Origin of the sequence: Novosphingobium rosa NBRC 15208 (assembly GCF_001598555.1) — a bacterium.
Taxonomy (GTDB): domain Bacteria; phylum Pseudomonadota; class Alphaproteobacteria; order Sphingomonadales; family Sphingomonadaceae; genus Novosphingobium; species Novosphingobium rosa.
Genome location: NZ_BCZE01000036.1, coordinates 37,446 through 64,020, shown reverse-complemented (window position 1 = coordinate 64,020; position 26,575 = coordinate 37,446). Strand labels below are relative to the sequence as shown.

Sequence of the window (26,575 nt, the reverse complement as noted above, 5' to 3'; positions counted from 1 at the left end):
GCGATCCTGAACGAAGGCGGCTCGATTGACCGCAAGTCCAGCACCTGCGCGGCACGCATGTGCGATGGGGGTGGGCATTTGTGCACTTGCGAAAAACTCATAAGGGAAAAGTGTAAGCGCACTGTTACAGATTGCCTGAAATTCAGCGATATAGGGCTGATATCTCGTCAATATTTCACGTCTCTTGCTCATCTGTTACAGGGTCTGGGGCACTCTTTCTCTGAGTCTTCAACCTGCTATACGGTGCATGGACGATATGCTCAGGGAGAATTCCATGCGTTCGATCACATTGCTGTTGAGTGGCCTGGTTCTGGCCGGGGCCGTTGCGGTGCAGGCCGCCACGCCCGATGATGCGGTGAATGCCCGCAAGGCAAGCTTCAAGCAGATCGGCGGCGCCGCCAAGGGCACGGGCGACACGCTGAAGACCGCCACGCCCGATCTGGCGCTGATCAAGAAGAACGCCGCCACCATCGCCAGCCTGGCCCCCAAGGTGCCGACCTGGTTCCCCGCCGGCACCGGCATCGGCAAGGTGAGCGTGAAGACCGGCGCCAAGGCCGAAATCTGGAGCGACAGCGCCGGTTTCAAGCTGGCCGCCGCCAATTTCGCCAAGGCTGCAGGGGACTTCAAGGTGGCTGCCGATTCGGGCAATCTGGATGCCATCAAGGCCAAGATGGGCGCGCTGGGCGGCACCTGCAAAGCCTGCCACGACAAGTATCGCGAAAAAGACTGATTTCAAAAGCAGGCGCGCCAAGCGCCGAGTAGGGGCCGCTGCATGACCGGGACTCATACCACCATTCGCCTGTGGGACTTGCCTTTGCGCCTGTTCCACTGGGGCGTCGTTATCCTGATCCCGCTCATGTGGTGGACCTACAAGCAGGGCAATATGGAGCGTCACGCCATGTTCGGCCTGATGCTGCTGTTTCTGGTGATCTTCCGCGTGGTCTGGGGGCTGATCGGCAGCCATACTGCGCGTTTCAGCCATTTCGTGAAGGGCCCGTTCACGGTCTTTGGCTATCTGACCGGCAAGCATCACGGCAAGGTCGTCGGGCATAATCCGCTCGGCGCGCTCAGCGTGATCGGCCTGTTGACGGTGCTGCTGCTGCAGATCGGTCTGGGCCTGTTTTCACAGGATACCGACGGGCTGTTTTCCGGCCCGCTCAACCATTACATCCCGGCGGACAATCTGGATCTGGGCGATCAGGTGCATCACCTGCACAAGCTGGGCTTCAACCTGATTCTGGCGCTGGTCGGCGTGCATCTGGCGGCGATCCTGTTCTACACGCTGGTGAAGAAGGACCGGCTGGTGCCGCCCATGGTGACCGGCCGCAAAACCTATGACGAGCCCGTTGCCCAGCCCGATATCGCCCCATGGTGGCGGGTGATCCCCGCACTGCTGGTTGCGGGTGCGGTGACCTGGTGGGTGGCGCATGGCGCCAACTGGCCGCCCTTCGGCTGATCCGGATGGCAAGCCCTGCCGCCAAGCCGGGCTTTGCCTCCTCCAATAAACTCTACTGGAATAATTGACATTTGAACTTGTGAGCCTCCGGGCGCTTCCTGTATCGCCAGACTTGCGGCGCCTCTCGCCCCGCAACTGGCCGGAAAGGAGCATCCCATGGCACAGGACATCGCCTCTCAGCATGACGCAGGCCAGCCGCCGCTGGTGTTGACCGTGCCGGGGCTGCACAACTCCGGCCCCGGCCATTGGCAGAGCCTGTGGGAGCAGCACCGCCACGATTGCCACCGCGTGGAGCTGGGCATGTGGGATCAGCCGCATCGCAACACATGGGTCAATCAGCTCAATCTGGCGATCCGTGCTGCGCGCCGCCCCGTGGTGCTGGCCGCGCATTCCCTTGGCGTGATCGCCGTGGTGTGGTGGGCGCAGCTGGAGCAGGAAGCCGCCAGTCTGGTGAAAGGCGCCTTGCTGGTCGCCCCGCCCGAGGTCGATTTCTTCCCGCGCGATCCGCGCGTCGGCACCTTTGCGCCGGTGCCCACCGGGCCGCTGCCATTCCCCTCGATTCTGGCTGCCAGCCGCAACGATCCGTGGATCGGGCTGCATGCCGCGCGGCGCCTGGCCAAGGGCTGGGGATCGCGGTTCGAGGATCTGGGGCAGGCGGGCCATCTCAACGCCGACTCCGCGCTGGGCCTGTGGCCGCAGGGGCAGGGCTGGCTGAATGAACTGATCGCCCGGCCCGACAATCGCTCTCTTGACGGCAGCCCTCTTGACGCGCGCGGCGCGCAGGCCGATTTCGGCGCAGAACAACCCTTTCCCCGCCTGCGTCCCTGATCGGAGAGACTCATGACGAAAGTGCAATCCGTCCTCGAAACCATCGGCAACACGCCGCATATCCGTCTGGCGCGCCTCTTCCCCGACCATGAGGTCTGGGTGAAGAGCGAGCGCACCAATCCGGGCGGCTCGATCAAGGACCGCATCGCGCTGGCGATGGTCGAGGCGGCGGAGGCCGACGGCACGCTCAAGCCCGGCGGCACCATCATCGAGCCGACCAGCGGCAACACCGGCATCGGTCTGGCACTGGTGGCGGCGGTGAAGGGCTACAAGCTGATCCTCGTCATGCCCGAGAGCATGTCGATCGAGCGCCGCCGCGTGATGCTGGCCTATGGCGCCAGCTTCGACCTGACCCCGCGCGAGAAGGGCATGAAGGGCGCTTTGGAGCGCGCTCAGGAACTGGCTTCCAGCATCGAAGGCGCGTGGATTCCCCAGCAGTTCGAAAACCCGGCCAATGTCGATGTGCATGTGCGCACCACGGCGCGCGAAGTGCTGGCCGATTTCGCCGATGCGCCTTTCGATGCGCTGATCTCGGGCGTGGGCACCGGCGGTCACCTGACGGGCACGGCGCAGGTGCTGAAGGGCGCATGGCCCGAGCTGAAGGCCTTTGCGGTGGAGCCCACGCTCTCGCCGGTGATCAGCGGCGGCCAGCCGGGGCCGCATCCCATTCAGGGCATCGGCGCCGGTTTCATTCCCGGCAATCTGCATACCGAACTGCTCGATGGCGTGATTCAGGTCGAGGCCGAGGACGCCAAGAACTGGGCCCGCAAGGCCGCCAGCGTGGAAGGCCTGCTGGTGGGCATTTCGAGCGGCGCCACGCTGGCCGCCATCGCCCAGAAGCTGAAAGATCTGCCCGCTGGCGCCAAGGTGCTGGGCTTCAACTATGATACGGGCGAGCGCTATCTCTCGGTGCCCGATTTCCTGCCCGAACCCTGACCGGACAGCATGCGGCGGCGCGGGCGACACCCCCGCGCCGCCGCATGATTTAACATCACATGACTGCGGGTTGTACGGGCAATATTCCGTGCTAACATAAATCATGCCTTTGACGGATCTGATCGACCATAGCGCCGTTGCGGCCATCATCTGCGATGCGCGCGATCCGGATTTGCCCATCATCTCCTGCAACAGCGCCTTTATCGCCCTGACCGGCTATGAGCGCGACGAGATCGTGGGGCGCAACTGCCGCTTTCTGCGCGGGCCTGACACCGATCCGGCGGTCTCGCAGCAATTGCGCGAGGCGATCAGGGCCAACCAGCCGACGATGGTGGAGATCCTCAATTACCGCAAGGATGGCACGCCCTTCCGCAATGCGGTGATGGTGGCGCCGCTGTTCGACGCGGAGGGCAAGGTCGAGTATTTTCTGGGCAGTCAGGTCGATGTCACCGAGCGCGGCGCGGTGGCCGAGGTGCAGCAGAGCATGCGCGAGGCCGCGCGCGACATCATCGCGCGGCTGTCACGCCGCCAGCACCAGATTCTGGTCGAGATGGCGGCGGGCAAGCTGAACAAGCAGATCGCCTGGGATCTGGAGCTGTCGGAACGCACGATCAAGATGCACCGCTCGGCGATGTTCCGCGCGCTGGGGGTGAGGACCAGCGCCGACGCCATCCGGCTGGCGGTGGAGGCGGGGCTTTAGGCGCGTTTCAGCCGCAAGCCTCTGGCCAGCGGTGACAGGGCCAGCACCTGCGCCAGCAGCAGGATGGCCAGCAGCACGGCGAGGCGTGCCAGCGGTTGCGTTGCCTCGGGCAGGTGCCGCGTCAGATGGGCGCCGATCACCAGCAGCGGGCCGTGAATGGCATAGAGCGGGTAGGACAGTGCCCCCAGCCAGCCGCAGCAGCGCGCTGCCATGGCCGGAAGCGCCACGCGGGCGCCCAGCCACAGCGCCAGCGGTAGCAGCACGAACACCGCCAGCGCGTCGCCCCAGCCGCGCGTCAGAGGCAGAAAGGGCAGCAGCCCGAGCGTGAGGGGCAGCGGCAGGGCGGCCAGCAGCCACCAGCGCCCGGTTGTCGGTGCTGCCTTCAGTTGCCGCCCCAGCCACACGCCCAGCGCATAGGCCCAGCCCACGCGGGCGAAGCCGCCCCACCAATTGGCGGTGGTGTCGCCCATTGCCGCCCCGCCGAAATGGGCGATCTGCCATGCCATGATCGCGCCTGCCGCCAGAGCGAAACCCAGCACCGCCCGGTCGCTCAGTCGCACCAGCAGGCCCGCATGCAGCGCATTGGCCAGCAGCTCATAGCCAATCGACCATTGCGGCCCGTCGAGCCGGTAGAGGCCGCCTCTGCCCAGCGGAAAGGGGAGCAGCAGCAGGCTGGCCAGCAGGATCAGCGGCCAAAGGTGATCCTCGCCGCGCAACAGGGCAGCGGCTCCGCCAATCAGCACGCCCACTGCCAGAACCGGCCAAAGCCGGGCGAAGCGCTGGATCAGAAAGCGCGCGGGGGAAAGCTCGGCGCGCAGACGGGGCTCGAAGGCCGGTGTCAGCACCAGCCCGGAGAGTATGAAGAAGAAATCCACCGCCAGATAGGCGCGCGGCAGCGGCCAGACCGTGCCATGAAGCGGGCCTTCATGATGCAGCATCACCATGATCGCCGCCACGCCGCGCAAACCGTCGAGCAGCGGCAGGCGGTGGCTCTTGGGTGGCGTCATCCTTGCGGGCGTTGAGCCTGTGCGGCGAACCATGGCACCAGCAGGGCGATGGCTTCCTCCACCAGCGCGGTGGAGACCGCGAAGGAAAAGCGCATGAAGCGATGGCCATCGAGAGGATCGAAATCCACCCCCGGCGCGGTGCAGACGCCGGTGTCTTCCAGCAGGCGGGTGCAGAAGCTGATGCTGTCGTCGGTGAGATGGCCGATGTCGGCCCAGATGTAGAAGGCGCCGTCGGGCGGGGCGATGCGGGCCAGACCCATGGCGGGCAGGGCGGCCAGCATGAGTTCGCGGTTCTTCGCATAGGTGGCGATATGGCCCTCCAGCTCTTCGACCCCGTCGAAGGCGAGCAGGCCTGCGTGCTGGCTCAGCACATGGGGGGTGAGGAACAGGTTGCTCATCCGCGCATAGGCGGCATCGACCAGATCCTCGGGCGCCACCAGCCAGCCCAGCCGCCAGCCGGGCATGCTGAAATATTTGGAGAAGCTGTTCACCACCAGAGCATCGGGCGTATGCGCCAGCATGGTTTGCGTGGGGCCGGTGTAGGACAGGCCGTGGTAGATCTCATCGGAGATGATGCGGATGCCGCGCGCCTTGCAGACCTGCGCGATTGATCCCAGCTCGGCAGGCGGGATGATCGTGCCGGTGGGGTTGGCGGGGCTGGCGATGATCACCGCATCGGGGGCGGGCTCCAGCGCTTCGAGCGCGGCGGCGCTGATCTGATAGCCTTCATCCGCGCCGCAGGGCAGTTCCACCGCCTCCATATGCAGGGCGCGTACCGTGTTGCGATAGGCGACATAGCCGGGCCGCGCCATCGCCACCCGCGCGCCGGGGGCCAGCGCGCTCGACAGCGCCAGCACCAGCGCGGGGGAGGCGCCGCTGGTGAGGATCACCTGTTCGGGCCGGATGGTGACGCCTTGCGTCTCGGCATAGTGCCGGGCGATGCGTTCTTTCAGCGGGCGGCTTTCCCAATAGCCCAGCGCATCGCTGTCCAGCACGCGATGGGCGGCGGCGATGGCAGCGGCGGGCGCGCTGGTGGAGGGCTGGCCGAATTCCATATGGATGATGCGGCGGCCCTGCGCGGCCAGTTCATGAGAGCGCAGGCTGATCTGCATGGCGCGGAAGGGTTCGATAAGGGCGGTCATGCGCGCGCCCTAGCACAGGCGGCGTGGGCTCCCAAGAGATGCAGGATTGGCGCGCGTGTTCGAATTTTTTGGCGATTCATCGCATCAGATTGAGGGTTGACGCTGGGGGCGGCCCTGTCCAACCGGAAGCAGCTTTTGACGGGAACCGCCTGCCCTATGTTCGCACGCATCAAATCCGCCCTCGATCCCTATATTCTCGCGCTGCTGGGCACGGTGGCGCTGGCCAGCCTGCTGCCCGCGCGCGGCGCTGCGGCGCAGGGTTTCGAATGGGCGGCCAATGCGGGCATCGTGCTGCTGTTCTTCCTGCATGGGGCCAAGCTTTCGCGCAAGGCCATCGTGGCCGGGGCCGGGCACTGGCGGCTGCATCTGGCGGTGATGGCGGTGACCTTTGCGCTCTTCCCGCTGCTGGGGCTGGCGGTGAAGGCCATTCCCGGCCTGCCGGGGCTGATCGCCAGCGGCATGCTGTTCCTGACCTTGCTGCCCTCCACGGTGCAAAGCTCGATCGCCTTTACCTCCATCGCGCGGGGCAATGTGGCGGCGGCGGTCTGCTCGGCCTCCTTCTCGAACATTCTGGGGCTGGTGATCACGCCGCTGCTGGCCGGGCTGCTGATGGGCGGCGCGGGCGTTCAGCTTTCGGTGGGTTCGGTGGAGAAGATTGTCGCCCAACTGCTGGTGCCCTTTGTGGCGGGCCATCTGCTGCGCCCGGTGGTGGGCGGCTTCATCGCGAAGCACAAGCAGCTGGTGGGCTATGTGGATCGCGGCTCGATCCTGCTGGTGGTCTATACCGCCTTTTCGGCGGCGGTGATCGAGGGGCTGTGGCACAAGCTGCCGCTCGACCAGCTGGGGCTGATCCTGCTGCTCAATGTGCTGCTGCTGGCCGTGGCGCTGGCCGCGACATGGGGGCTGGGCAAGCTGCTGGGCTTCACGCGCGCGGATCAGATCGTGCTGCTGTTCTGCGGCAGCAAGAAGAGCCTGGCCAGCGGCGTGCCCATGGCGGGGGTGCTGTTTCCGCCTGCCGCTGTTGGCGTGGTAATCCTGCCGCTGATGCTGTTCCACCAGATCCAGCTGATGGCCTGCGCGGTGATCGCCAAGCAGCTGGCGGGCAGCAATCCGGGCGAGGAAGACTGATTGGCCAGCGGTGTCAGAGCGGGCTCGACGCGAAGGTGAGGGCAGGCTAGGGCTGGGCCATAGCGATAGAGGGAGTGCCTGAATGAGTGCGGTAAAGGGTCATGTCGTGTGTTTCGGCGAGGTCATGCTGCGTTTCGCCACGCCTGCGGGCCGCACCATTGCCGATGCACAGAGTCTGGACCTGACCATCGGCGGGGCCGAGGCCAATGTCGCCGTGGGACTGGCCGCGATGGGGCATGAGGCGCGCTTCCTTGGCATGGTGCCCGAAGGTCCGCTGGGCGCCAAGGCGCGCGCCGCGATTGCCGCCGCTGGAGTCGATACGCGCGGTTTCATCAATGGTCCGGGCCGCATGGGGCTGTACTTCCTTGAGGTCGGCGGTTCGCTGCGTCCCTCTGCCATCACCTATGACCGGGCAGGCAGCGCTTTTGCCAGCGCCGAGCCCGAAGCCTTCGATTTCGCCAGCGCGCTGGACGGCGCGGGCCTGTTCCACATCTCCGGCATCACCGCCGCGCTGGGCCCCAAGGGCGTGGCGCTGGCCCGTGCGGGCATGGCGGCGGCGCGCGCGGCGGGCGTGCCGATCTCCTTCGACTGCAACTTCCGTGAGCGGCTGTGGAACGCCTGGGACAGCGATCCCAGGAGCATCCTCACCGATCTGATCGGCAACGCCACGATCCTCTTCGGCAACCACCGCGACATGACGCTGCTGCTGGGCCGCCCCTTCTCGGGCGATGGCGCCGAGCGGCGCCGCGAGGCGGTGGAAGCGGCCTTCGATGCTTTCCCGAATTTGCAGGTGATGGCCTCCACCGCGCGCCATCCGCTGACGCAGACGCATCACCGCCTCGCCGCGCGGGTCGATCTGCGTGAGGACCGGTTCCAGACTCAGGAGGTCGATATCACCGATATCGTCGACCGTGTGGGGTCGGGCGATGCCTTTGCCGCCGGCGTGCTGACCGGCTGGCTGGAAGGCGGCGACGCGCGGAAAATGGCCGAGCTGGGTCTGGCGATGAATGCGCTGAAGCATTCGCTGCATGGCGATCTGTTCCGCCTGCCGCGCGCCGAGGTGGATGCCTTCACCGGTGTTGGTGGCGACGTTCGCCGCTAAAGGCCAAACCGGCGCCTCTTGGTAGAGGCGCCGGTCTTTCCGTTCAGGGGCAGGGGTCGGGCAGGATGCGGTAGACATCCGCGATGGCTTTCAGGGCCTCTTCGGGCAGCCTGGTCAGGCTGCCCTCGATGTTTTCCTTCAACTGCTCGACGCTGGTGGCGCCGATGATCGAGCTGGTCACGAAGCCGCGCGAATACACAAAGCCCAGCGCCAGCTGCACGGGCGTGAGGCCCAGCGCATGGGCGATGCCGACATAGCGCGCGGTCGCCTCATGCTCCTGAGGCACGACATAGCGGGTGAACTGCTTGGCCACATCCAGCCGCGATCCGGCCGGCACCGTGCCGCCCAGATATTTGCCCGAGAGATAGCCCGCCGCCAGCGGGGAATAGGCCAGCAGACCCACATCCTCACGCAGGGCGAACTCCGAAAGGCCGGTCTCGAAGGTGCGGTTCAGCAGCGAATAGGCGTTCTGGATCGAGGCCACGCGCGGCAGACCCGCATCGCGCGCCAGACGCAAGGCCTCGCCCACGCCCCATGGCGTTTCGTTCGACAGGCCCACGGCGCGGATCTTCCCGGCCTTCACCAGATCGGCCATCACGCCCAGCGTCTCTTCCAGCGAGACCACCTGCGCATCGTCGCCCAGCGCCTGCAGCCCGCGCGCGCCGAACATCGGCACGCCGCGATCGGGCCAGTGCAGCTGATAGAGGTCGAGGTAATCGGTCTTCAGCCGCTTCAGGCTGCCGTCGATGGCTTCCTCGATGTTGCGGCGGTCCAGCCGGTTGCCGCCGCGCAGCTGATACCAGCGCGCCGGGCCCGAAACCTTACTGGCCAACACGATCTTGTCGCGCTTGCCGCTCTGGGCCAGCCAGGTGCCGATCATCGCCTCGGTATGGCCGAAGGTTTCCAGCTTCACCGGGGTGACGGGGTACATCTCTGCCGTGTCGAGGAAATTGATGCCGTGATCGAGCGCAAAGTCGATCTGGGCATTGGCTTCATCCTGCGTGTTCTGCGAGCCCCAGGTCATGGTGCCAAGACAGACGGCGCTGACCTGCATCCCGGTCTGGCCGAGAGGACGGTATTCCATGCAAATGCCTCATTGATTGGGGGAGGGGGAGCAATCTATACCGCCTGGTATAGCCAGCGGATCAGCCCCCCGCAAGCCGCCCTTCAGGCTGTGGCCAGCAGCCCGGTCGGCTGGGTCGAGGACCGGCGTACCCAGCGCTCCACCAGCGCGATGGCCAGCAGCGCCACGCCCGCGCCAAGGATCATGTCCGAAAGGTAGTGCACGCCCTCGATGGGGGTCGCCATCAGCATGGCGATGTTCATCGGCACCAGCACCCAGCGCAACCGGGGCGATTTCCACGCCCAGGCCAGATAGAGCACCCCGCTCACCGTGTGGAAGCTTGGCGCGCAGACCAGACCCTGCAAGGCGCCCAGATCGATCTTGGGCAGCAGATGTTCGCGCAGCGCGGGGATGATCACGCCCTGCCAGCGCCCGCTCGTCGGCATATAGGGCACCGGCCCGTCGGTCAGATAATCCAGCGCGCCCTTGGCGGGCATCAGCGGGAAGACGCTGAGCGTCATCACCACCGCCGCCCAATAGGTCAGCAGGAACTGGCGCGCGCTGGCCTTCTCGCCGTTCCACGCCATCGAGAGGAACAGGATCGCCGGGGTGATGTAGATGTTCGAATAGGCCGCCTGCCCCAGATGCTGAAGCAGCGGAGACGCCGCCACCAGATAGTACAGCGCCAGCCAGTCGAAATGCAGCATCTTGTCGGCACGATCCAGCTCGGCATCGACGAAGCCATGCGACACCCCCGCCAGCGCATAGCTGGCCAGCACGCCCAGCAGGCTGATGCACATGAAGGTCACGACATATTCGGCGAAATCGCGCAGCTTCTCGGCCGCGCCGCCCTTGGCGTCACGCAGGGCCCAGCGCAGCACGGCCAGCCCGACGAACCATGCCGACAGCACCCAGAAACGCGGCACCGCCGGATCGATCATCAGATCGATATGCACCAGAAGGGCGATCACCAGCATAAAGCTCGCCCCTAACGCCCCCGCCAGCACGCGGCCGGGGATGAAAGGAGCAAGACGGTCGAATCGCTGTTTGAAAGGCTGGTCCATGGGCCTCGGGAATCGCTGGAGCTGCGTTTCTGCTCCATGTGACGATTTTGTGAAAATGCAAGCGGGGGTGCGATGAAGGGAGAGAAAGGAGAGAAGATAGATGCGAGGGTGTTACACCCTCGCGCTCCCATAACGTCTCCCGACGCAAGGGCAGCGGTGCCCCACCCAAGCGCGTAACCTCCCGCGAAGCGGAATAAAACAGGCTGCGACGCAGCGAGGTGAAGCGCTCTGATCGGGTGCCACTGTCGCTTCGCCGGGAGACGTAAAGGGGGTGCAGGGGGCGATGGCCCTCTGCTTTAACCTTCATTCTGACCCAAACTATCGATTGCCCATGGCGGAACGGGACGTTTTCAGCTAGGGGGCGCGCACTTTCGCTGTTGGTCCGCTGTTTCGGGGGCCGTTTTGGCGATGCCCTTTCCTTAGCGGCGTTCCTGGCGTCCCTCGTCCGAGGGGCTGCTACGCCCGTGCAGACCAGTAGAGATAGATGCCTTTTTCTTCACTTCCCCAAGCCATTGCCGATGCCCTTGCCGCCAAGGGTTATGAGGCACCCACGCCGGTCCAGGCCGCCGTCATCACCGAGGAGGCCATGGGCCGCGACCTGCTGGTGTCGGCGCAGACCGGTTCGGGCAAGACGGTGGCCTTCGGCATGGCCATGTCGCGCGACCTGCTGGGCGAGAACGAGCGCCTGCCCTATGCGGGCAAGCCGCTGGCGCTGGTGATTGCCCCCACGCGCGAACTGGCGCTGCAGGTCAGCCGCGAGCTGGAGTGGCTGTTCCAGCAGGCTGGCGCGCGTATCGCCACCTGCGTTGGCGGTATGGACCCCAGCCGTGAGCGCCGCACCCTGTCGCAGGGCGCGCATATCGTGGTGGGCACGCCGGGCCGCCTGCGCGACCATCTGGAGCGCGGCGCACTCGACCTTTCCAGCCTGCAGTTCGCCGTGCTCGACGAAGCCGACGAAATGCTCGACATGGGCTTCCGCGAAGACCTTGAGCAGATTCTCGACGGCACGCCCGAGGGCCGCCGCACTTTCCTGTTCTCGGCCACCATGCCCGCGCCGATTGCGGCCCTGGCCCGCCAGTATCAGCACAATGCGCTGCGCATCAGCACCATCGACACGCGCGAATCGCACAGCGACATCACCTATAACGCCATCGCCGTCAGCCCGTCTGACATCGAGCATGCCGTGGTGAACCTGCTGCGCTTCCACGAAGCGGAAACCGCGATGCTGTTCTGCGCCACGCGCGACAACGTCCGCCACCTGCACGCCACGCTGGTCGAGCGCGGTTTCTCCGCCGTGGCCCTCTCGGGCGAGCACAGCCAGAATGAGCGCAACCACGCGCTGCAGGCCCTGCGCGATGGCCGCGCCCGCGTCTGCGTCGCCACCGACGTGGCCGCGCGCGGCATCGATGTCGCCACGCTGAGCCTCGTCGTTCACGTCGAGCTGCCGCGCGACGCCGAGACGCTGCAGCACCGCTCGGGCCGCACCGGCCGCGCCGGTCGCAAGGGCACCGCCGTGCTGGTCGTGCCTTATCCGCGCCGCCGCCGCATGGAGATGCTGCTGCGCTCGGCCCGCATCAACGTCGAATGGGTGCCCGTCCCCACCGCCGAGGCGATCCGCGCCAACGACCATGATCGCCTGCTGGCCACCCTGCTCGAACCCGTCGAGGTTTCCGAGGAAGACAACTCGCTGGCCGAGGCCCTGCTGGCCCAGCGCACGCCTCAGGAAATCGCTGCCGCTCTGGTGCGCGCCCACCGCGCCCGTATGCCTCAGCCCGAGGAAATGATCGAATCCGGCCCCGCCGAAGCCAACCGTGGCCCGCGCCGCGAAGGCTTCGACGATGTGGTGTGGTTCCGCATGGACATCGGCCGCCGCCAGAACGCCGATCCGCGCTGGCTGCTGCCGCTGCTCTGCCGTCGTGGTCACATCACCCGCGGCGAGATCGGCGCGATCCGCATCGGCGCCAATGAAACGCACTTCCAGGTGCCCCGCGCCGTGGAGGCCCGCTTCCGCGACGCCCTGGCCAAGACCGCCCGCGAAGGCGCCGAGGACGAGAGCGGCATCCGCATTGAAACCGCGCCCGAGGCCCCGCGCGAGACCGCCCGCCGCAACGCCCGCCCGGGCAATGACGGCCCGCGCACTCCGCACCGCAAGGGCCCGCGCCCGCCGCATGCCGGTGGTGGCCATGCTGGCGGCGGCAACCGTGAGGGCGGCTGGCAGGGCAAGAAGGGCCCGCGCGAGCGCTACTGATGCAGCAGCCCGCCGTGCCGACCGATCTGCATGATGTCATCGTGCTGGGCGGCGGCGCGGCGGGGTTGATGTGCGCCCGCGTCGCGGGCCAGCGTGGCCGCCGCGTGCTGCTGGTGGACCATGCCGAAGCCCCCGGCGCCAAGATCCTGATCTCCGGCGGCGGGCGCTGCAACTTCACCAATCTGGCCACCGCGCCGGATCGGTATCTCTCGGCCAACCCCCATTTCGCCCGCTCGGCGCTCAGCCGCTACACGCCGCGCGATTTCCTCGAGCTGGTCGAGGCCTATGGCATCGCCTGGCACGAAAAGACGCTGGGGCAATTGTTCTGCGACGGTTCGGCCAAACAGATCGTGGCGATGCTGCTGGAAGAATGCAGCATCGGCGGTGTCGAGATCGCCTGCGGCCGCGGCATTGGCGAGGTGCGCCATGCCGATGGCCTGTTCCATGTGGACGTCGGCAGCCGCACCGCCAGCGCGCCGTCGCTGGTGATCGCCACCGGCGGGCCCTCGATCCCCAAGATGGGCGCCACAGGCTTTGCCTATGATCTGGCCCGCCAGTTCGGCCTCAAGGTGGTGCAGCCCCGCCCGGCGCTGGTGCCCCTGACGCTGAGCGGCGAGGAAGCCCTGTTCCGCGACCTGTCCGGCGTGGCCACCCCGGTGATCGCCGAGGCCGGAAAAGCCAGCTTCCGCGAGGCCGCGCTGTTTACGCACAAAGGCCTCTCCGGCCCGGCGATCCTGCAGATTTCCTCCTACTGGAAGCATGGCGAGGCGATCTCCATCGACCTCCTGCCCGACGCCATCCCCGGCGCGCTGATCGCCGCCAAGCAGGCCAACCCGCGCGCCGGTTTCGCGCGTGCATTGTCGCAACATCTGCCCGAACGTCTGGCCGCCGCTCTGGCCGAAAGGCTGGCCCTGACCGGCGAACTGGGCACCATGACCGACAAGGTGCTGAACGCCGCGCAGGACCGTCTCCATGACTGGCGCTTCACCCCCAATGGCACCGAAGGCTTCGCCAAGGCGGAAGTGACGGCGGGCGGAATCAGCACGGCGGAGCTGTCCTCCAAGACGATGGAGGCTAAGAAGGTGCCAGGCCTCTACGTCATCGGCGAGGCCGTGGATGTGACCGGCTGGCTGGGCGGGTACAACTTCCAATGGGCATGGGCCAGCGGTTGGGCCGCCGGGCAGGTGGTTTAAGGTTTAGGTTAAAAGGAGACATGCGAGGGCCATCGCCCTCGCGCTCCCTTTAATGTCCACCTTGGCGTTACGGGCTCGGCCTTGCGCCCAGCTTGCCGCGCCGCAGGCAGATCATGATAGGCTGTGCCGGTGATCCTAAAGCCCGCGACGCCGCGACGTTGCTCTCTGGCCGAACCCGATGCGCCACGCAGACAGTAAAGGGAGCGCGAGGGTTATGACCCTCGCATCTTCACTGTCCTCCCTTTAAAACCCCTTCCGCCAACTCCAAGCCATCCCGCTGTCATCGGGCAGACCGGCATAATTCCCCGGCTCCTTGCGCCAGAACAGGCTGATCGTCCCATCCCCGGTGAACATCGGCGCATGCCAAGCCAGCTCGGCGGCGATCTCGCGCCCGGTCGGGGCCAGATTCAGCCGATGCGTGGACCACACCGCTTCCTGCGTCGCGTAATCATAGCTGTCGGGCAGGTAGAGGTTCACGCCCCCGCGCGCCACGCGCAGGGGCTGGCTGACGCGCAGGGACAGGCTGTCGCCCCATGCCAGCGCGTTGATCATCCCGGCATCGACCGACCAGCCATAGGAAGTCAGGCGCGAATCCGAGCCCACCAGCGAGCCGCCGCGCGCGCGGGTGAAGGCCTGACGCCATGCCGCGCCCAGATACCAGCCGCCCTCTGGCCGCCAGCCCATCGAGCTGTCGAAAAACAGCGTTTCCGCCCCGCGCGCACCGAAGGTATCGGCCAGACGCGCGCCGAGCAGCGTGTGGTCCTCGGTCATCCAGCTGGCGCCGAAGCTGGTCTCGAAGGTGCCGAAGCGGCGGTCCATGGAGAGGCCGACCCGGGTGGCGCTGTCGCGCTTTTGCAGCGCGTCGGAAAGCGCGCCCTGATGCCATGGGGTGGAGAGCTGGGCGCGGCCGTTCTCGGCAAAGACGGTCATGCCCCAGCGGCCCAGCTGGTGGCGCACGGCCATGGCGCTCTGGCCGCTGCGCAGGAAGCCGGTGTCCTCCAGCGGGTTGGTGGCGATCAGGAAGGCGGGGCGACTCTGGCCCTGCAGCTGGGCGGTCAGCCCGTCCGAGCCCTGTGCGAAGGCCATGGCCAGCGTGGCGCCGGGCGTGAGATGCGCCACCACGCGGGCGGCCAGCACGCGGGCGGCATTGCTGTCGCCGGGCGTCAGCTGCATCTGGCGGGCGAAACTGGAGAGGTTGGCGGAGAGGTGGTGCTGCCCATCAACCGTGAAGGCCAGCGAGAGCTTGTCGGTGCCCAAAGTGGTGGCGGTGCGGTTGGTGTCGAGCGCGCCCAGCAGGCGGGGCTGGATCATCGCCTGCCGCATCGAGGCGGCAAGGTTCACCTGAAAGGCGCGGTTGTAGCTGTCCAGCACCACGGCCTGCAGGCTGGCGCCATGCGCGGCGTCGCCCATGGCGGGGGAGGTGGCGATGGTGGTGTCGCCCAGCGCGATTTTCTGGCTGGAGGTGCCCATGGTGGTGGTGCCCTGCGCCGTAAACGCGCTGGCGATGTTGAGCACGCCCGCGCCATAGGTGGTGTCACCCGCGCCGGTGCCCTCGCGCGTGGCGGTGTTGAGCAGCAGGGTGACGGCCTGCCGGGCGGTGAGGTTGGGGAAATATTGCATCAGCAGCGCCACGGCCCCCGCGATCTGCGGGGCGGAGAAGCTGGTGCCCGAATAGACCGTCACATAGGTCGAGCCGCCCGAGGTGGTCGTCTTGATCGTGCCATTGGCATATTGGCAGCAGATGCCTTCGCCCAGCGCGGTGAGATAGTTGGCGGCTTCGGTTCCGGCCTTGTCGGAGAAGCTGGAGATCACATTGCTGCTGTTCACCGATCCGGCGATGATCACATTGCCGTTGCCCGCCGCGCGCACCCCCGAGGCGAAGGCATCGGGGTTGGCGGTGCCGTCATTGCCCGCCGCCACGATCACCACCACGCCCGCGCTGGCGGCGCGGCTGATGGCGGTGGTGACGGTGCTGCTGGGCGCGCCGCCGCCCAGCGAGATGTTGATCACCTTGGCCCCGGCGTTGATCGCGGCATTGATGCCGGCGGCGATGTTGGAGTCGCTGAAGCTGCAGCCGTCGGTTGTCGCGCAGCTGCCCGCGGTGTCGGCGCGGAAGGCGGCGACGGTGGCGCCATAGGCCATGCCCATGATGCCCGAATTGTTGCGCGCGGCGGCGGCCACCAGCGCCACCATCGTGCCATGGTCGCTGTCGGCATTGGCGAGGCCGCGCGTTCCCGCCACATCGGCGGAGGCGGCGGAGATGCGCCCGGTAAATTCGGGGTTGGTGGTGTCGAGCCCGGAATCGACGATGCCGATCGTCACCCCCGCGCCCGTCGCCCCCAGCGACCATGCCGTGATCGCGCCATGCTGCGAGGGGCCGGTGGAGCGGTTGTATTCCGCCGTGATGAAAGTGGAGGTGGGCGTGGTGGTCGGGGTGGCGGTGGGCGTGGGGCTGGCGCTGGTGGTGGGCGTCGGCGTGGGGGTGCTGCTGGGAGCCGGGGTGCTGTTCACCCCGCCGCCGCCATCGCTGCCGCAGGCCGCCAGCAGGGCCAGCGCCGAAATTGCGACCCCGGCGAGGGCGATGCGCTGCACCATGGAGCCCGGCAGAGCGGCGTCGACCGGATCGCGATGGTTTTGCGCGGCGTCCTCATCGATGATCTGCATGTCTGTTCTGTCCCCGGCGTGGCGGGCGGTCCCCTCGGCCCGGCCATACGCGATTCTTATGCCACGGCATGGTCGCCAAGTGGTGAAGGCGCCGCTTTCCGGGCTTAGGGGGAATACGGTGCCGGGCGGAAAAGGGCGGAAGGCTTTGGGCCGGTTGCGCTCGGCTTCAACTGGCGATAGGCGGGTTGGCGACATGGGCATGCCCTTCCGGGGGGGAGGCCCGCCAACGCTGTTCAGCTCCGTCTGGGCAGCCTTACAGGAAGACACTTCATGACCACTGACATCGCCGCCCTTGCCGCCTCCATCGAAGCCGCCTGGGAAGCGCGTGACACTGTGACCCTGGCCAGCGCCGATGTGCGCGTGGCTGTCGAGGCCGCTTTCGCCCTGCTGGAATCGGGCGAGGCCCGCGTGGCCGAGAAGATCGATGGCGAATGGGTGGTCAATCAGTGGCTGAAGAAGGCCGTGCTGCTCTCCTTCCGCCTGAACGACAATGCCGTGATCGAGAACGGCATGGGCGGCGCGCCCGCCTTCGACAAGGTGGCCCTGAAGACCCAGGGCTGGAGCGATGACCAGTTCCGCGCCGCCGGTTTCCGCGCCGTTCCCGGCGCCGTGGCCCGCGTCGGCTGCCATATCGCCAAGGGCGTGGTGCTGATGCCCAGCTTCGTCAATCTGGGCGCCTTCGTCGATTCGGGCACGATGGTCGACACCTGGGCCACCGTGGGCAGCTGCGCGCAGATCGGCAAGAACGTGCATATCTCGGGCGGCGCGGGCATTGGCGGCGTGCTGGAGCCCCTGCAGGCCGGCCCCGTCATCATCGAGGACGGCGCTTTCATCGGCGCGCGCAGCGAAGTGGCCGAGGGTGTGATCGTGGGTGAGGGCGCGGTGCTCTCGATGGGCGTCTATCTGGGCGCCTCCACCAAGATCATCGACCGCGCCACGGGCGAGGTCCACATTGGCCGCGTGCCGCCTTACGCGGTGGTCGTGCCTGGCTCGCTGCCCGGCAAGCCGCTGCCCGATGGCACCCCCGGGCCCAGCCTCTACTGCGCCGTGATCGTCAAGACGGTCGACGCGCAGACCCGCGCCAAGACCGGCATCAACGAGCTGCTGCGCGACTGATGGCGATGCGCGGGTCTGTGAAGCAGGCGCTGCTGGGGCTGGCCTTTGCGCTGGCCCCCTTGGCGGCATGTCATGCGGCGCAGCCCGCGCCCTCCAAGACATCGGCGGAACTGCCGGTGGTCAAGCCCGAGGTGGTGCGCAAGCTGCCGCACGACCCCCATGCCTGGACCGAAGGCCTGTTCTTCGATTCCACCGGCCAGATGTATGAAAGCACCGGTGAGCTGGGCCGCTCCACCCTGCGCCGGGTGAATGTCGAGACCGGCGAGGTGCTGGCCCGCGCCGATGTGCCCATGCCGCTCTATGGCGAGGGCAGCTCCCCGGTGGGCGACAAGATCTACTCGCTCAGCTGGCGCGACGGCATCGGCATGATCTGGAACAAGGCCACGCTGAAGCCGGAGGGCCAGTTCAACTATATGGGCGAGGGCTGGGCGCTGACCCGCCTCGGCCCCAACCTCATCATGAGCGACGGCAGCAGCAATCTGCGCGTGATCGACCCCAATGGCTTCCGTCTGCTGCGCATGATCCATGTGACCGCGCAGGGCAGGCCGGTGGACCAGCTCAACGAGGTGGAGCTGGTGGATGGCGAGATCTGGGCGAACATCTGGCTGACGGATCGTATCGCGCGGATCGATCCGGCTTCGGGCCATGTGAAGGGCTGGATCGACGTGTCCGACCTGCACAAGGAAGCTGGCACAACCGGGCCGGACCAGATTCCCAACGGGATTGCTTACGATGGGGTGCATCACAAGCTCTACGTCACGGGCAAGGAGTGGCCGGTGATGTTTGAGATTCGCGTTCCCGGGGTGAAGTAGGAAGGGATAGATGCGAGGGTCATAACCCTCGCGCTCCCTTTAATGTCTACGTTGCGCCACGGGTTTGGCCTTGCGCTTCGTTTGCCGCGCCGCAGGCTTTTAAACGAGAAAAAGGCGCCGGGGCATGCCTGCCTGCGGCGCCTTTCTGTTGTGCTGATGGAGAGGTGATGCGCCGCGATGCGGAGCCACTGCCTTATCGTCGGGAGACGTTATGGGAGCGCGAGGGAGTAACCCCCTCGCATCTATCCTTCTTCCAACGCCCCTTAAAACGAAGTCGGGCTTTCGATCGGCTTGTCGTCCTTATGCGCCAGCGCATAAGCTTCCGAAGCCTTCAGCACCCGCAGCGTGTTCAGGCTGGCGACCTTCTTCAGGTCATCCTTCGTATACCCGCGCTTGGCCAGCTCCAGCAGCAGCGCCGGATAGGCCGACACATCCGGCATCCCCTGCAGCCCGATCGAGCCGCCATCGAAATCGCCGCCCACGCCCACGTGATCGATGCCGATGCGCTTCACGATATGGTCGATATGATCGGCGACCTGCTGGATCGTGGCCACGGGCTTGGGGTTGGCTTTCTCCCATGCCTCAAGCCCGGCCTTGGCGAGGTCCGGGCGGTCCGGGTGGAGCGCTTTCTGCTCGGCCTGCTGGCCGGTGCGGGCGGCGCCCCACTTGTAGAGCGCGTCGGAGACGTAGTTGGGGTAGAAGTTGCACATCACGACGCCGCCGTTCAGCTTCACCTTGTCCAGCACCTCGTCCGAGACGTTGCGGGGGTGACCGCTGACCGCTTGCGAACCCGAATGGCTGAAGATGATGGGCGCCCTGGCCACCTCCAGCGCGTCCAGCATGGTCTTCTGGCTGACGTGGCTGAGATCGACGAGGATGCCGATGCGCTGCATCTCGCGCACCACATCCTTGCCGAAGGGGGTGAGGCCGTCATGCTGGGGGGCGTCGGTGGCGCTGTCGGCCCAGGCGATGCTCTTGAAGTGCGTCAGCGTCATGTAGCGCGCGCCCAGCGCGTAGAACTGGCGCAGCACGCCCAGCGAGCCGCCGATGGAATGGCCGCCCTCCATGCCGATCAGCGAGGCGACCTTGCCCAGCTTCCATGCCTTTTCCACGTCCGCGCTGCTGGTGGCCAGCATCAGGTCGCCCGGGTACTGGGCGATCAGGCGCTTGATGACGTCGATCTGCTCCATGGTGGCCTGCACGGCCTGCGGCTCGGGCAGGTTGGCCGAGACATAGACCGACCAGAATTGCGCGCCGATATGGCCCTGCTTCATCCGGGTGAGGTCGGTCTGCATGCCGGTGGGGGTGCCCGCCGGGAAGAAGGCGGCCATGCGGCGGTCAGACAGGGGCTCGTTGACGGTGTTGTTGAAGTCGAAACCCGCCAGCACGTCCTTGCGGCGGTCGCGCAGCTGTTCGGGCACGTCATTGTGGCCGTCCCACACGGGGGCTTCCTTCAGCGCGGCGGCGACAATTCGTTCCGGGGAGGTCTGTTCGGGAGACAGCGCCGCCGGGGCGGCGAAAGCGGGCGCGGCCAGCGCCACAGTGGCGCAGACGGAGAGCAGGCGGGCAAGGTGGCGCGATGACATGGGGGGCAATCGTCCTGTGTTGTTTGGTTGTACCAAAGGACGAGATGCGCCCCCATGCAAGGGGGTGAATGGCGATAAGGTATGAGTTCCCCTCAAGAAACCGGCGCAGGCCGGATTCTTGATCAGCAGTCTGACTCAGGCCGCGGCGTGGCGGCGCTGAATCAGCCCTTCGTAATCGGCGAAAAGCGCCTCGAAATGGCCTTGCGTGCTGGCGGGCAGGGCAAAGGGCCCGCGCGGCGGATGATGCAGCAGCCGCAGCGTGGCCTGAGCCGCCGCCAGCGCCGATCCCGAGCGATAGGTGAGGCCCGCGCCGCCGCGCGCATGGTCGGCGGCGCCGCCACGGTCTGGCACGATCACGGGCACGCCGCTGGCGCGCGCCTCGGCGGCGGCCATGCAGAAGGTTTCCGCCTCGCAGCCGTGGATCAGCGCGTCGGCGCTGGCCAGCAGGGTGGCGAATTTCTGGCGATCCTTCTCCACACCCAGCAGGCGGATATGGGGGTTGCCCTGAATCTGGTTCTCGATGCGCTTGCGGTGGTTGCCTGCCCCCACGATGACCAGACCGATCGGCAGCGACTGGCTGGCGGCGGTGACGGCATCGACCACCATGGGCCAGCGCTTCTCGCCCGAGAGGCGGCCCACGCCCAGCAGCAGATGCGCGCTTTCGGACAGGCCGCAGGTGGCCAGCAGGCGGCGGCGCAGCATCGGGTCGCGGCGATCGGGGCTGAACAGGCCGGATTCGATGCCCATGGGGTGAAGCACGGTGTTGGCCACGCCGCCCTTGGCGAGGCGATCCCGCAATTCGCCGCTGGCGCAGACGACGCGGTCGAAGCTCTGGCCCAGCTCGCGCAAGTGCTTCCAGAAGGGTTCGAAGCGGCGGTCGATGGCCTCGCGGCTCATCATCGGGCGCAGGAAGCGATAGGCATAGGCCGAGAGCGGATCGGCATGCATCACCAGCGAGCGCGCCGCATCGCCCCGCCAGCGCGCCACCATCGAGGGGCTGCGCCAGGGGCTGGAGACCTCCACCAGATCGGGCTGGAGCCGGTCCAGCTCGGCATGGAGCGCGGCCTCATCGGCGAAGTACCAATATTTGCGGTCCAGCGGGAAGCGTGGGGACGGCAGGGTGATCAGGCGGGCGTTCGGGCCTTTCTCGATCACCTGATAGCTGTCACCAGGGGCGAGGATGATGATCTCATGGCCCAGCGTGGGGCCGATCTTCAGCTTCTGTTCGACATAGGTCTTCACGCCGCCGCCATGGGGCGTGTAAAAGGCACAAACATCAACGATGCGCATGGCTGTCCCCCGAAAGCTCGCACCCGATCCCTGCGCGCTCCATACCCTTGATCGGGGTGGCGCGTCCAGCATTATGCGCAAGGGAAGAGGCGGCGCGTTGCATCATCAATGCGCCGCGATGGGCCCGACGCTCATCAGGCCGTTGCGATAGTTCATGATGACGGTGGTGCGGGTCAGGCCATTGCCGGCATCCACCCGCGTCGCCGCCGCCTTGGGCTTGGACCAGCCCAGCTTGGGATTGGCGGTGAAGCCGATGCCATCGACCGAAAGGCCGAACTTGCGGTTGGCGTCGCGGTCATGCAGCACCATCACCGAATAGGCGCCGGGGCCGGGGATGCGCGCGCAGATCACGACCGGGCCGTTCTGCGGCACCACCTCTTCCACGCGGCGGAAGGTCTTGCCGTAATAGATCAGCGCATTGTCGTCGCGCAGGAAGTCCTCGTCATTGCTGGGGTAGACCTCCAGCTTGAGGTTGCCCTTGCGGTCCTTCAGCCCGTCAATGGCGATCAGCAGGGCAGGGCCCTGTTCGCCGGGGCGGCAGCGCGCCTCGGCCTTGCCCAGATCGGGGGTGGAGGGGATCGGCACCCGCTCACCGGCCTGCGCCGGAGCGGCCAGAGAGCACACCATGGCGAAGGCCAGACCCATGGCAGCCGTCGCTTCAGGCAGCTTGCGGAGGGGGGTGGCATTCATGCATCGGCTCCTTCTCTGGATGCGAAAAGGTCGAGGGTAGCAAAGATCGTCCCCACGACAATATGCGAGACCGGCAGCAGCATGGCCATCATCGCCATCAGATTCTGCACCTGCGTATCCCGGCCTAGGATGAACACGGCCAGCCCGGCGAAGATCACATCCTTGTTGGGCACCAGCGGCAGGCGCGAGACCAGCATGCGCAAGGTGGCCAGCACCAGCCACAGATCGATCCCCACCTCGGGCAGCACCACATGCCACAGCAGCGCGGAGAGGCCGATAAAGCCGAGCGTGCGCGCGAAATGGATGGCGGTGATGATCCACAGCTGGCGCCGGGGCAGGGTGAAGAGCTTCTGGCGGAACAGCAGGATGATGAAGGAGGTGAACAGCACCACGCCCAGCGAGAGGAAGGTCGTGCGCCCCTCCATCCCGAAGGCGCCGGAGGAGATCAACCGCCAGGCGCCCGCCAGCATCACCAGCGTGACGATGTTGCCGGTCAGCGCGGACAGGATCGTCACATCCTTGATCGCCCCGAAGGGCGCGGCCACCATGTTGAGCCGCCCGCGCGCCCAGGCGTAGAACTGCACCTCGCCCAGATAGCCGAGCAGCAGCTCGTTGGAGACCAGCTTGCGCAGCAGCGCGGCCAGCCCCGAGACGGGAATGCGCCACAAATAGCGGTAGATCACCCATTCGGAAGCCGGACCGACCATGTAATAGGCGACGAAGACCATCCAGAACAAAGGCTTGCGCGGGATAAGCTGGAAAATGTCATGGAATTGCAGATGGCGCACTTCCAGCACCACGGCGGCCAGCATGGCGATCGAGATCATCGCCGAGAACAGCTCGCCCAGCTTGGCGGCGGTGCTCTTGCGGGGCTTGGGCAGCGCCAGCTGGAGATCGGGGATCGGTTCGCCGGGAGCAAACACGGTGGTGGCCATTGCGTCAGAATCCATGGAGCCGGTGCGGTTGTCCGACGGGCTCGAAGCAGAGTGGGGTGGCATGCCCTGATCGCTCATGCCGAGGCCTCCGAAAGGGTGCTGGCAGGGTCAGACATTGAAAAACCTATAGAAGAGCGAATCATAACCATGGCTGAACCGCTCAAGACCGGTTGGGGGCAGCAGGCGTGCCCCCCAGAAGATCGGCATAACGGGCGATGCGCCGCCCGCGCGCGAAGGCGGCATAGGTGGCGTGAATGGAGGCGATCAGCGCGGGCACGGTGACATCGCCGGGATGCACCGCCACGCGCGCCTTGGGCAAAAAGCCCAGCGCATTGCGCGCCAGCGAGGCGAAAAATCGTGAGGAACGCTGCCGCCCGACGCTGCGGCTGGCCCATGTGATCACGGGGCCGCGTGCGAGAATCTCGCCGGTGTCAGGGCGCCAGACTTTCATATGGTCCTCGGCCAGCTTGAAGCCGCTTTGGGCCAGCGCTTCCTGAGCGCCTTCGCCATAGAGCCATGCGGGCGCGATAAAACCGGCGCTTTCGCGGCCGATGATGTCCTCGATCAGCTTGCGGCCATCACCCATGCGGCGCGCGGCCTCATCGCGCGACAGGCCGAGGAACTCGCCCTCGCTGGCGGTCATATGCTTGGCCTTGATGGCGGCCATGCCGGTATGTTCGGCCAGATCCTTGTGGAACCAGCCGTGGACGAACATTTCCACGCCCTGATCGGCCCAACCGCGCAGCTTGGCCTGAAACGCCTTGTTGGTGGCGAGCGGCGCCTCACCCCAATGGTCGGGCACCACCAGCATGGCGAAGTTGAGCGCGCCCAGATGACTGCCCAGAATATCGCACAGCTGATCGACCGCGCCTTCGCTGCGCGGGCCGACATCATGGATCGAGGCGAGAAGCAGCTTGCTCATTCAGCGCGCCTCGTCTGGCCCGCAGGCACGGGGCCCAGCAGCGCGGGCTCGAAAACAAGCGCGCAGACCAGCGTCCAGATCAGCGAGATCATCAGGATCAGGCCCATGCTGGCCGTGCCGGGGTGATGCGAAAACCATAGCGCTCCAAAAGCGCTGCCTGTCGCCAGCGCGCTGCAAACCACGGCACGGGCAAGGCTGGTCTGCAACAGATCGCCCACGCCGCGGCGCCACGCCATCACGAAATAGATGTGAAACGCGACACCCACACCGAACAGCAGCGGAAATGCGATGATATTCGCAAAATTCAAGGGCTGACCAATGAGAACGCAGGAACCGAGCGTGAGAAAGCCCGACAGCACCACCGGCGCCAGCGTAAAAGCCACCTCTCGCACAGAGCGCAGCACCAGCCACAGCAGCAGGCTCACCAGCGCCAGCGCGATCACCCCGGCCTTCACGAAAGCCCCGGCGACGGTGCGCGCGGCCTCCTGCGTGGCCACGGGCAGGCCGGTGGCATGCGGGGCCTCGGCGCGGACGACCTGCGTGAAGCGGGCCAGCACTTTGTTGTCGGTGCTGTTGCCGGCGGGGGTGACCTGAATCAGCGCCTGCCCATCCTTGCTCACCCAATCGGCGGCGATTTCGGGCGGCAGGCTGGCGCGGGTCACCTCGCTGGCGGTCAGCGAGGCGCGGATCGTGTCGAGCGTGACCGTGAGCGGCGGGATCAGCATGGCTTCCACCGCGGCGCGCTGGGCGGGCGTGGCGGCGGCTAGATGGTCGAAGCTGGCCGCCAGACCCGTGGCGGCCTGCCCCAGATCGCCGCCCTTCGCGGCCAGCATGCGCAGCGAACCAGCGGCCTGCGTTAAAGCGGCGCGGGTTTCCTCATCGCTATGCGCGGCGGGCATATCGAAAGGATTGACCGCCGCATCCAGCAACAGCGAGGCGTTCTGGATATAAGGCAGCTTGGCGGCCTGATCCTCGGGCACGAAGCTGTCCACGGTGATGGCATGGGCCACCTCGGGGTGCTTCTCCAGCTTTGCCGCCAGCGTGTGGGCGGCATCGGCATTGGGGGCCAGGATGGTGATGGTGTTGGGGGTGCGGTCCGCATCCTTCATCAGCCCGGCCAGCTCATGCATGGCGGGCGCATTGGGATCGCGCAGATGCAGCGGGTTGAAATCGAACACCACCCATTTGAGCAGCGCGATCGAGCCAATCATGGCGATCACAAAGGCCCAGAGGATCGCCTTGCGGCTGCGGTGCAGCCATGCGTCGAACGGCGCGGCCCCGGCCCAGCCCACGCGGGCGGCAGGCACGGCGGGGCGCATCAGGATCAGCAGCGCGGGCAGCAGCGTGATGTTGAGCGCAAAAGCCACGATCATGCCAAGGCCCGCGATCACGCCCAGCTCGGCGATGCCGGTGTAATCGGTGGGGAGGAAAGCGCCCAGCGCCAGGAAGATCGCGGCGGCGGCCAGCATCAGCGGCTCGCCGATGGCCGAGCCTACGCCCTTGAGTGCGCCCATCGGGTCGGCCCCGCCATGGCGCTCGGCATTGAAGCGCACCGCGACCTGAATGCCGAAATCGACGCCAAGCCCCACAAACAGCGGGATAAAGGCCACCGAAATCACATTGAGCCGATGCACCGCCAGCAGCCCCAGCGCCAGCGTGATAATGAGGCCAGCCACGATGGTGACCATGATCGCGGCGACCATCCGCCCGCTACGGGTGGCCAGCCAAAGGCAGACCAGCATCGCCAGCGCCATCGCCGCGCCGATCACGCCGATGTTGTCCTGAATGGTGGCGAATTCCTCATCGGCCAGCGGCACCTCGCCGGTGATGCCCATGCGCAGGCCATGCGCCGCATCCAGACCCAAGACTTTCGACTGCGCCTTGATCGCATCGACCGCCACGCCGCCCGGCTCCAGATCGCCGAAGCGCAGCACGGGGTGGACCATCAGCAGACGGCGCGTGGGCGGAGCCAGCGGGCCCTTGGCATCGGAGAACAGACGTTGCCATGAGAACCACGTTTGCTGGCCCGCCAGCTTGGCATCCACGGCGGACGACAAAGCGCGCAGCGGCGTCGCCAGCCGCGAGGCATCCTGCGTGCCATTGGCCGCGCCGCTGGCCATGGTGTCCATGGTGGTGGCCAGACCATGCAGGCTGGGATCGCCCGCCAGACCGCCGAGCAGCGGCTGGGCATCGACCAGCTTGGATGTGGCGTCCTTCACCTCATTGGGGTCGGCAAAGAGAAGTCCGTTGGTGTCGAAGAAGGGCCCGCCGTCGGGGCGTTCCACCGTGCCGATATGCGTCTTGTCGGCTTGCAGCGCCTGCATCAGCCGTTTTGCGCCGTCCTCGGCCAGCTCGGGGGTCTGGCCGTCGATCACGACGATGATCGAGTCCTTCTGCTGGGGGAAGGCCGCCTCCACCGCCAGACCGTCCTGCCGCCAAGGGGTTTTCGCGCTGATCAGCTCGCCCGTGTCGGTGGTCATGTCGAAGGTGAGGAGGATGCCGGCCACGGCGGCCATCACCAGCACCGCCGCCAGCGCCACCATGCGCCAGGGCGCCCGCGCGGCGGCGAGCAGAATCGCCGTCAGGCGCGCGGGAAAGGCAGAGGTCGGCTCGTTCATCTTGTCGGTCCTCTGGCGGAAAAGCGCGCGCGCGGCAATGCCCTCTTGGGCTGGTTTCGGGGAGCCGTGTGCCAG

22 protein-coding genes are annotated in these 26,575 nt (G+C 66.7%); 11 read left to right on the top strand and 11 right to left on the bottom strand.

The window, feature by feature from the left end:
- The first annotated feature begins 274 nt into the window (after window positions 1-274).
- From SR3_RS14675 to SR3_RS14655, 5 genes are all read left to right on the top strand, one after another.
- Complete coding sequence (locus SR3_RS14675) at window positions 275-730, top strand: c-type cytochrome (RefSeq protein ID WP_068087408.1); 456 nt, start codon at window positions 275-277, stop codon at window positions 728-730.
- A gap of 42 nt (window positions 731-772) precedes the next feature.
- A complete protein-coding gene (locus tag SR3_RS14670) occupies window positions 773-1,456 on the top strand; it encodes a cytochrome b/b6 domain-containing protein (protein ID WP_068087405.1) in 684 nt (227 codons plus the stop codon).
- A gap of 156 nt (window positions 1,457-1,612) precedes the next feature.
- A complete protein-coding gene (locus SR3_RS14665) occupies window positions 1,613-2,284 on the top strand; it encodes an RBBP9/YdeN family alpha/beta hydrolase (protein ID WP_068087402.1) in 672 nt (223 codons plus the stop codon).
- 12 nt (window positions 2,285-2,296) lie between these two features.
- Window positions 2,297-3,220, top strand: a complete 924-nt coding sequence (gene cysK, locus SR3_RS14660; RefSeq protein WP_068087399.1) for a cysteine synthase A — start codon at window positions 2,297-2,299, stop codon at window positions 3,218-3,220.
- A 103-nt stretch (window positions 3,221-3,323) separates the two neighbouring features.
- The gene (locus SR3_RS14655; protein ID WP_068087396.1) at window positions 3,324-3,920 is read left to right on the top strand and encodes a PAS domain-containing protein; all 597 of its coding nucleotides are present in this window, start codon (window positions 3,324-3,326) and stop codon (window positions 3,918-3,920) included.
- Here the strand turns inward: SR3_RS14655 and SR3_RS14650 are convergent.
- Together SR3_RS14650 and SR3_RS14645 are read right to left on the bottom strand one after the other, a co-directional pair.
- Entirely contained in the window at window positions 3,917-4,927 is a 1,011-nt protein-coding gene (locus SR3_RS14650; RefSeq protein ID WP_068087393.1) for an acyltransferase family protein, read from the bottom strand. The genes SR3_RS14655 and SR3_RS14650 overlap by 4 nt on opposite strands.
- A complete protein-coding gene (locus SR3_RS14645) occupies window positions 4,924-6,069 on the bottom strand; it encodes a pyridoxal phosphate-dependent aminotransferase (protein WP_068087390.1) in 1,146 nt (381 codons plus the stop codon). Before SR3_RS14645 ends, SR3_RS14650 begins: the two co-directional genes overlap by 4 nt.
- Before the next feature lie 156 nt (window positions 6,070-6,225).
- Here SR3_RS14645 and SR3_RS14640 point away from each other — a divergent pair, with 156 nt between their 5' ends.
- The gene (locus tag SR3_RS14640; RefSeq protein ID WP_068087387.1) at window positions 6,226-7,197 is read left to right on the top strand and encodes a bile acid:sodium symporter family protein; all 972 of its coding nucleotides are present in this window, start codon (window positions 6,226-6,228) and stop codon (window positions 7,195-7,197) included.
- 82 nt (window positions 7,198-7,279) lie between these two features.
- Entirely contained in the window at window positions 7,280-8,299 is a 1,020-nt protein-coding gene (locus tag SR3_RS14635) for a sugar kinase (protein ID WP_068087384.1), read from the top strand.
- 43 nt (window positions 8,300-8,342) lie between these two features.
- Here SR3_RS14635 and SR3_RS14630 read toward each other — a convergent pair whose 3' ends face one another.
- Window positions 8,343-9,383, bottom strand: a complete 1,041-nt coding sequence (locus SR3_RS14630; RefSeq protein ID WP_068087382.1) for an aldo/keto reductase — start codon at window positions 9,381-9,383, stop codon at window positions 8,343-8,345.
- 83 nt (window positions 9,384-9,466) lie between these two features.
- Window positions 9,467-10,426, bottom strand: coding sequence for a phosphatase PAP2 family protein (locus SR3_RS14625; RefSeq protein ID WP_068087379.1), 960 nt, complete (start codon window positions 10,424-10,426; stop codon window positions 9,467-9,469).
- A gap of 484 nt (window positions 10,427-10,910) precedes the next feature.
- Between SR3_RS14625 and SR3_RS14620 the strand changes: the two genes are divergently transcribed.
- Both SR3_RS14620 and SR3_RS14615 read left to right on the top strand, forming a co-directional pair.
- A complete protein-coding gene (locus SR3_RS14620) occupies window positions 10,911-12,674 on the top strand; it encodes a DEAD/DEAH box helicase (RefSeq protein ID WP_068087376.1) in 1,764 nt (587 codons plus the stop codon).
- Window positions 12,674-13,867: a BaiN/RdsA family NAD(P)/FAD-dependent oxidoreductase gene (locus tag SR3_RS14615; protein WP_068087374.1), complete on the top strand. Its 1,194-nt coding sequence runs from the start codon at window positions 12,674-12,676 to the stop codon at window positions 13,865-13,867. The genes SR3_RS14620 and SR3_RS14615 overlap by 1 nt, the downstream gene beginning before the upstream one ends.
- A gap of 243 nt (window positions 13,868-14,110) precedes the next feature.
- Here the strand turns inward: SR3_RS14615 and SR3_RS14610 are convergent, their stop codons facing one another.
- Window positions 14,111-16,531: a S8 family peptidase gene (locus SR3_RS14610; RefSeq protein WP_068087371.1), complete on the bottom strand. Its 2,421-nt coding sequence runs from the start codon at window positions 16,529-16,531 to the stop codon at window positions 14,111-14,113.
- Window positions 16,532-16,801: 270 nt separating this feature from the next.
- Here SR3_RS14610 and dapD point away from each other — a divergent pair, with 270 nt between their 5' ends.
- Window positions 16,802-17,647, top strand: coding sequence for a 2,3,4,5-tetrahydropyridine-2,6-dicarboxylate N-succinyltransferase (dapD, locus tag SR3_RS14605; RefSeq protein WP_068087368.1), 846 nt, complete (start codon window positions 16,802-16,804; stop codon window positions 17,645-17,647).
- On the top strand, window positions 17,647-18,459 hold the full coding sequence (locus tag SR3_RS14600) for a glutaminyl-peptide cyclotransferase (RefSeq protein WP_245653928.1): 813 nt from the start codon (window positions 17,647-17,649) through the stop codon (window positions 18,457-18,459). The genes dapD and SR3_RS14600 overlap by 1 nt, the downstream gene beginning before the upstream one ends.
- A gap of 263 nt (window positions 18,460-18,722) precedes the next feature.
- Here the strand turns inward: SR3_RS14600 and SR3_RS14595 are convergent, their stop codons facing one another.
- From SR3_RS14595 to SR3_RS14570, 6 genes are all read right to left on the bottom strand, one after another.
- Window positions 18,723-20,045, bottom strand: a complete 1,323-nt coding sequence (locus tag SR3_RS14595; protein WP_068087365.1) for a dipeptidase — start codon at window positions 20,043-20,045, stop codon at window positions 18,723-18,725.
- Between the two features lie 135 nt (window positions 20,046-20,180).
- On the bottom strand, window positions 20,181-21,335 hold the full coding sequence (locus SR3_RS14590; RefSeq protein ID WP_068087362.1) for a glycosyltransferase: 1,155 nt from the start codon (window positions 21,333-21,335) through the stop codon (window positions 20,181-20,183).
- Window positions 21,336-21,440: 105 nt separating this feature from the next.
- Complete coding sequence (locus tag SR3_RS14585; protein WP_068087489.1) at window positions 21,441-21,962, bottom strand: DUF2141 domain-containing protein; 522 nt, start codon at window positions 21,960-21,962, stop codon at window positions 21,441-21,443.
- A 59-nt stretch (window positions 21,963-22,021) separates the two neighbouring features.
- Entirely contained in the window at window positions 22,022-22,960 is a 939-nt protein-coding gene (locus SR3_RS14580; RefSeq protein WP_245653927.1) for a hypothetical protein, read from the bottom strand.
- Window positions 22,961-23,120: 160 nt separating this feature from the next.
- On the bottom strand, window positions 23,121-23,882 hold the full coding sequence (locus SR3_RS14575; protein ID WP_068087359.1) for a DUF2334 domain-containing protein: 762 nt from the start codon (window positions 23,880-23,882) through the stop codon (window positions 23,121-23,123).
- Window positions 23,879-26,500, bottom strand: coding sequence for an MMPL family transporter (locus SR3_RS14570; RefSeq protein ID WP_068087356.1), 2,622 nt, complete (start codon window positions 26,498-26,500; stop codon window positions 23,879-23,881). Before SR3_RS14570 ends, SR3_RS14575 begins: the two co-directional genes overlap by 4 nt.
- Window positions 26,501-26,575: the final 75 nt, after the last annotated feature.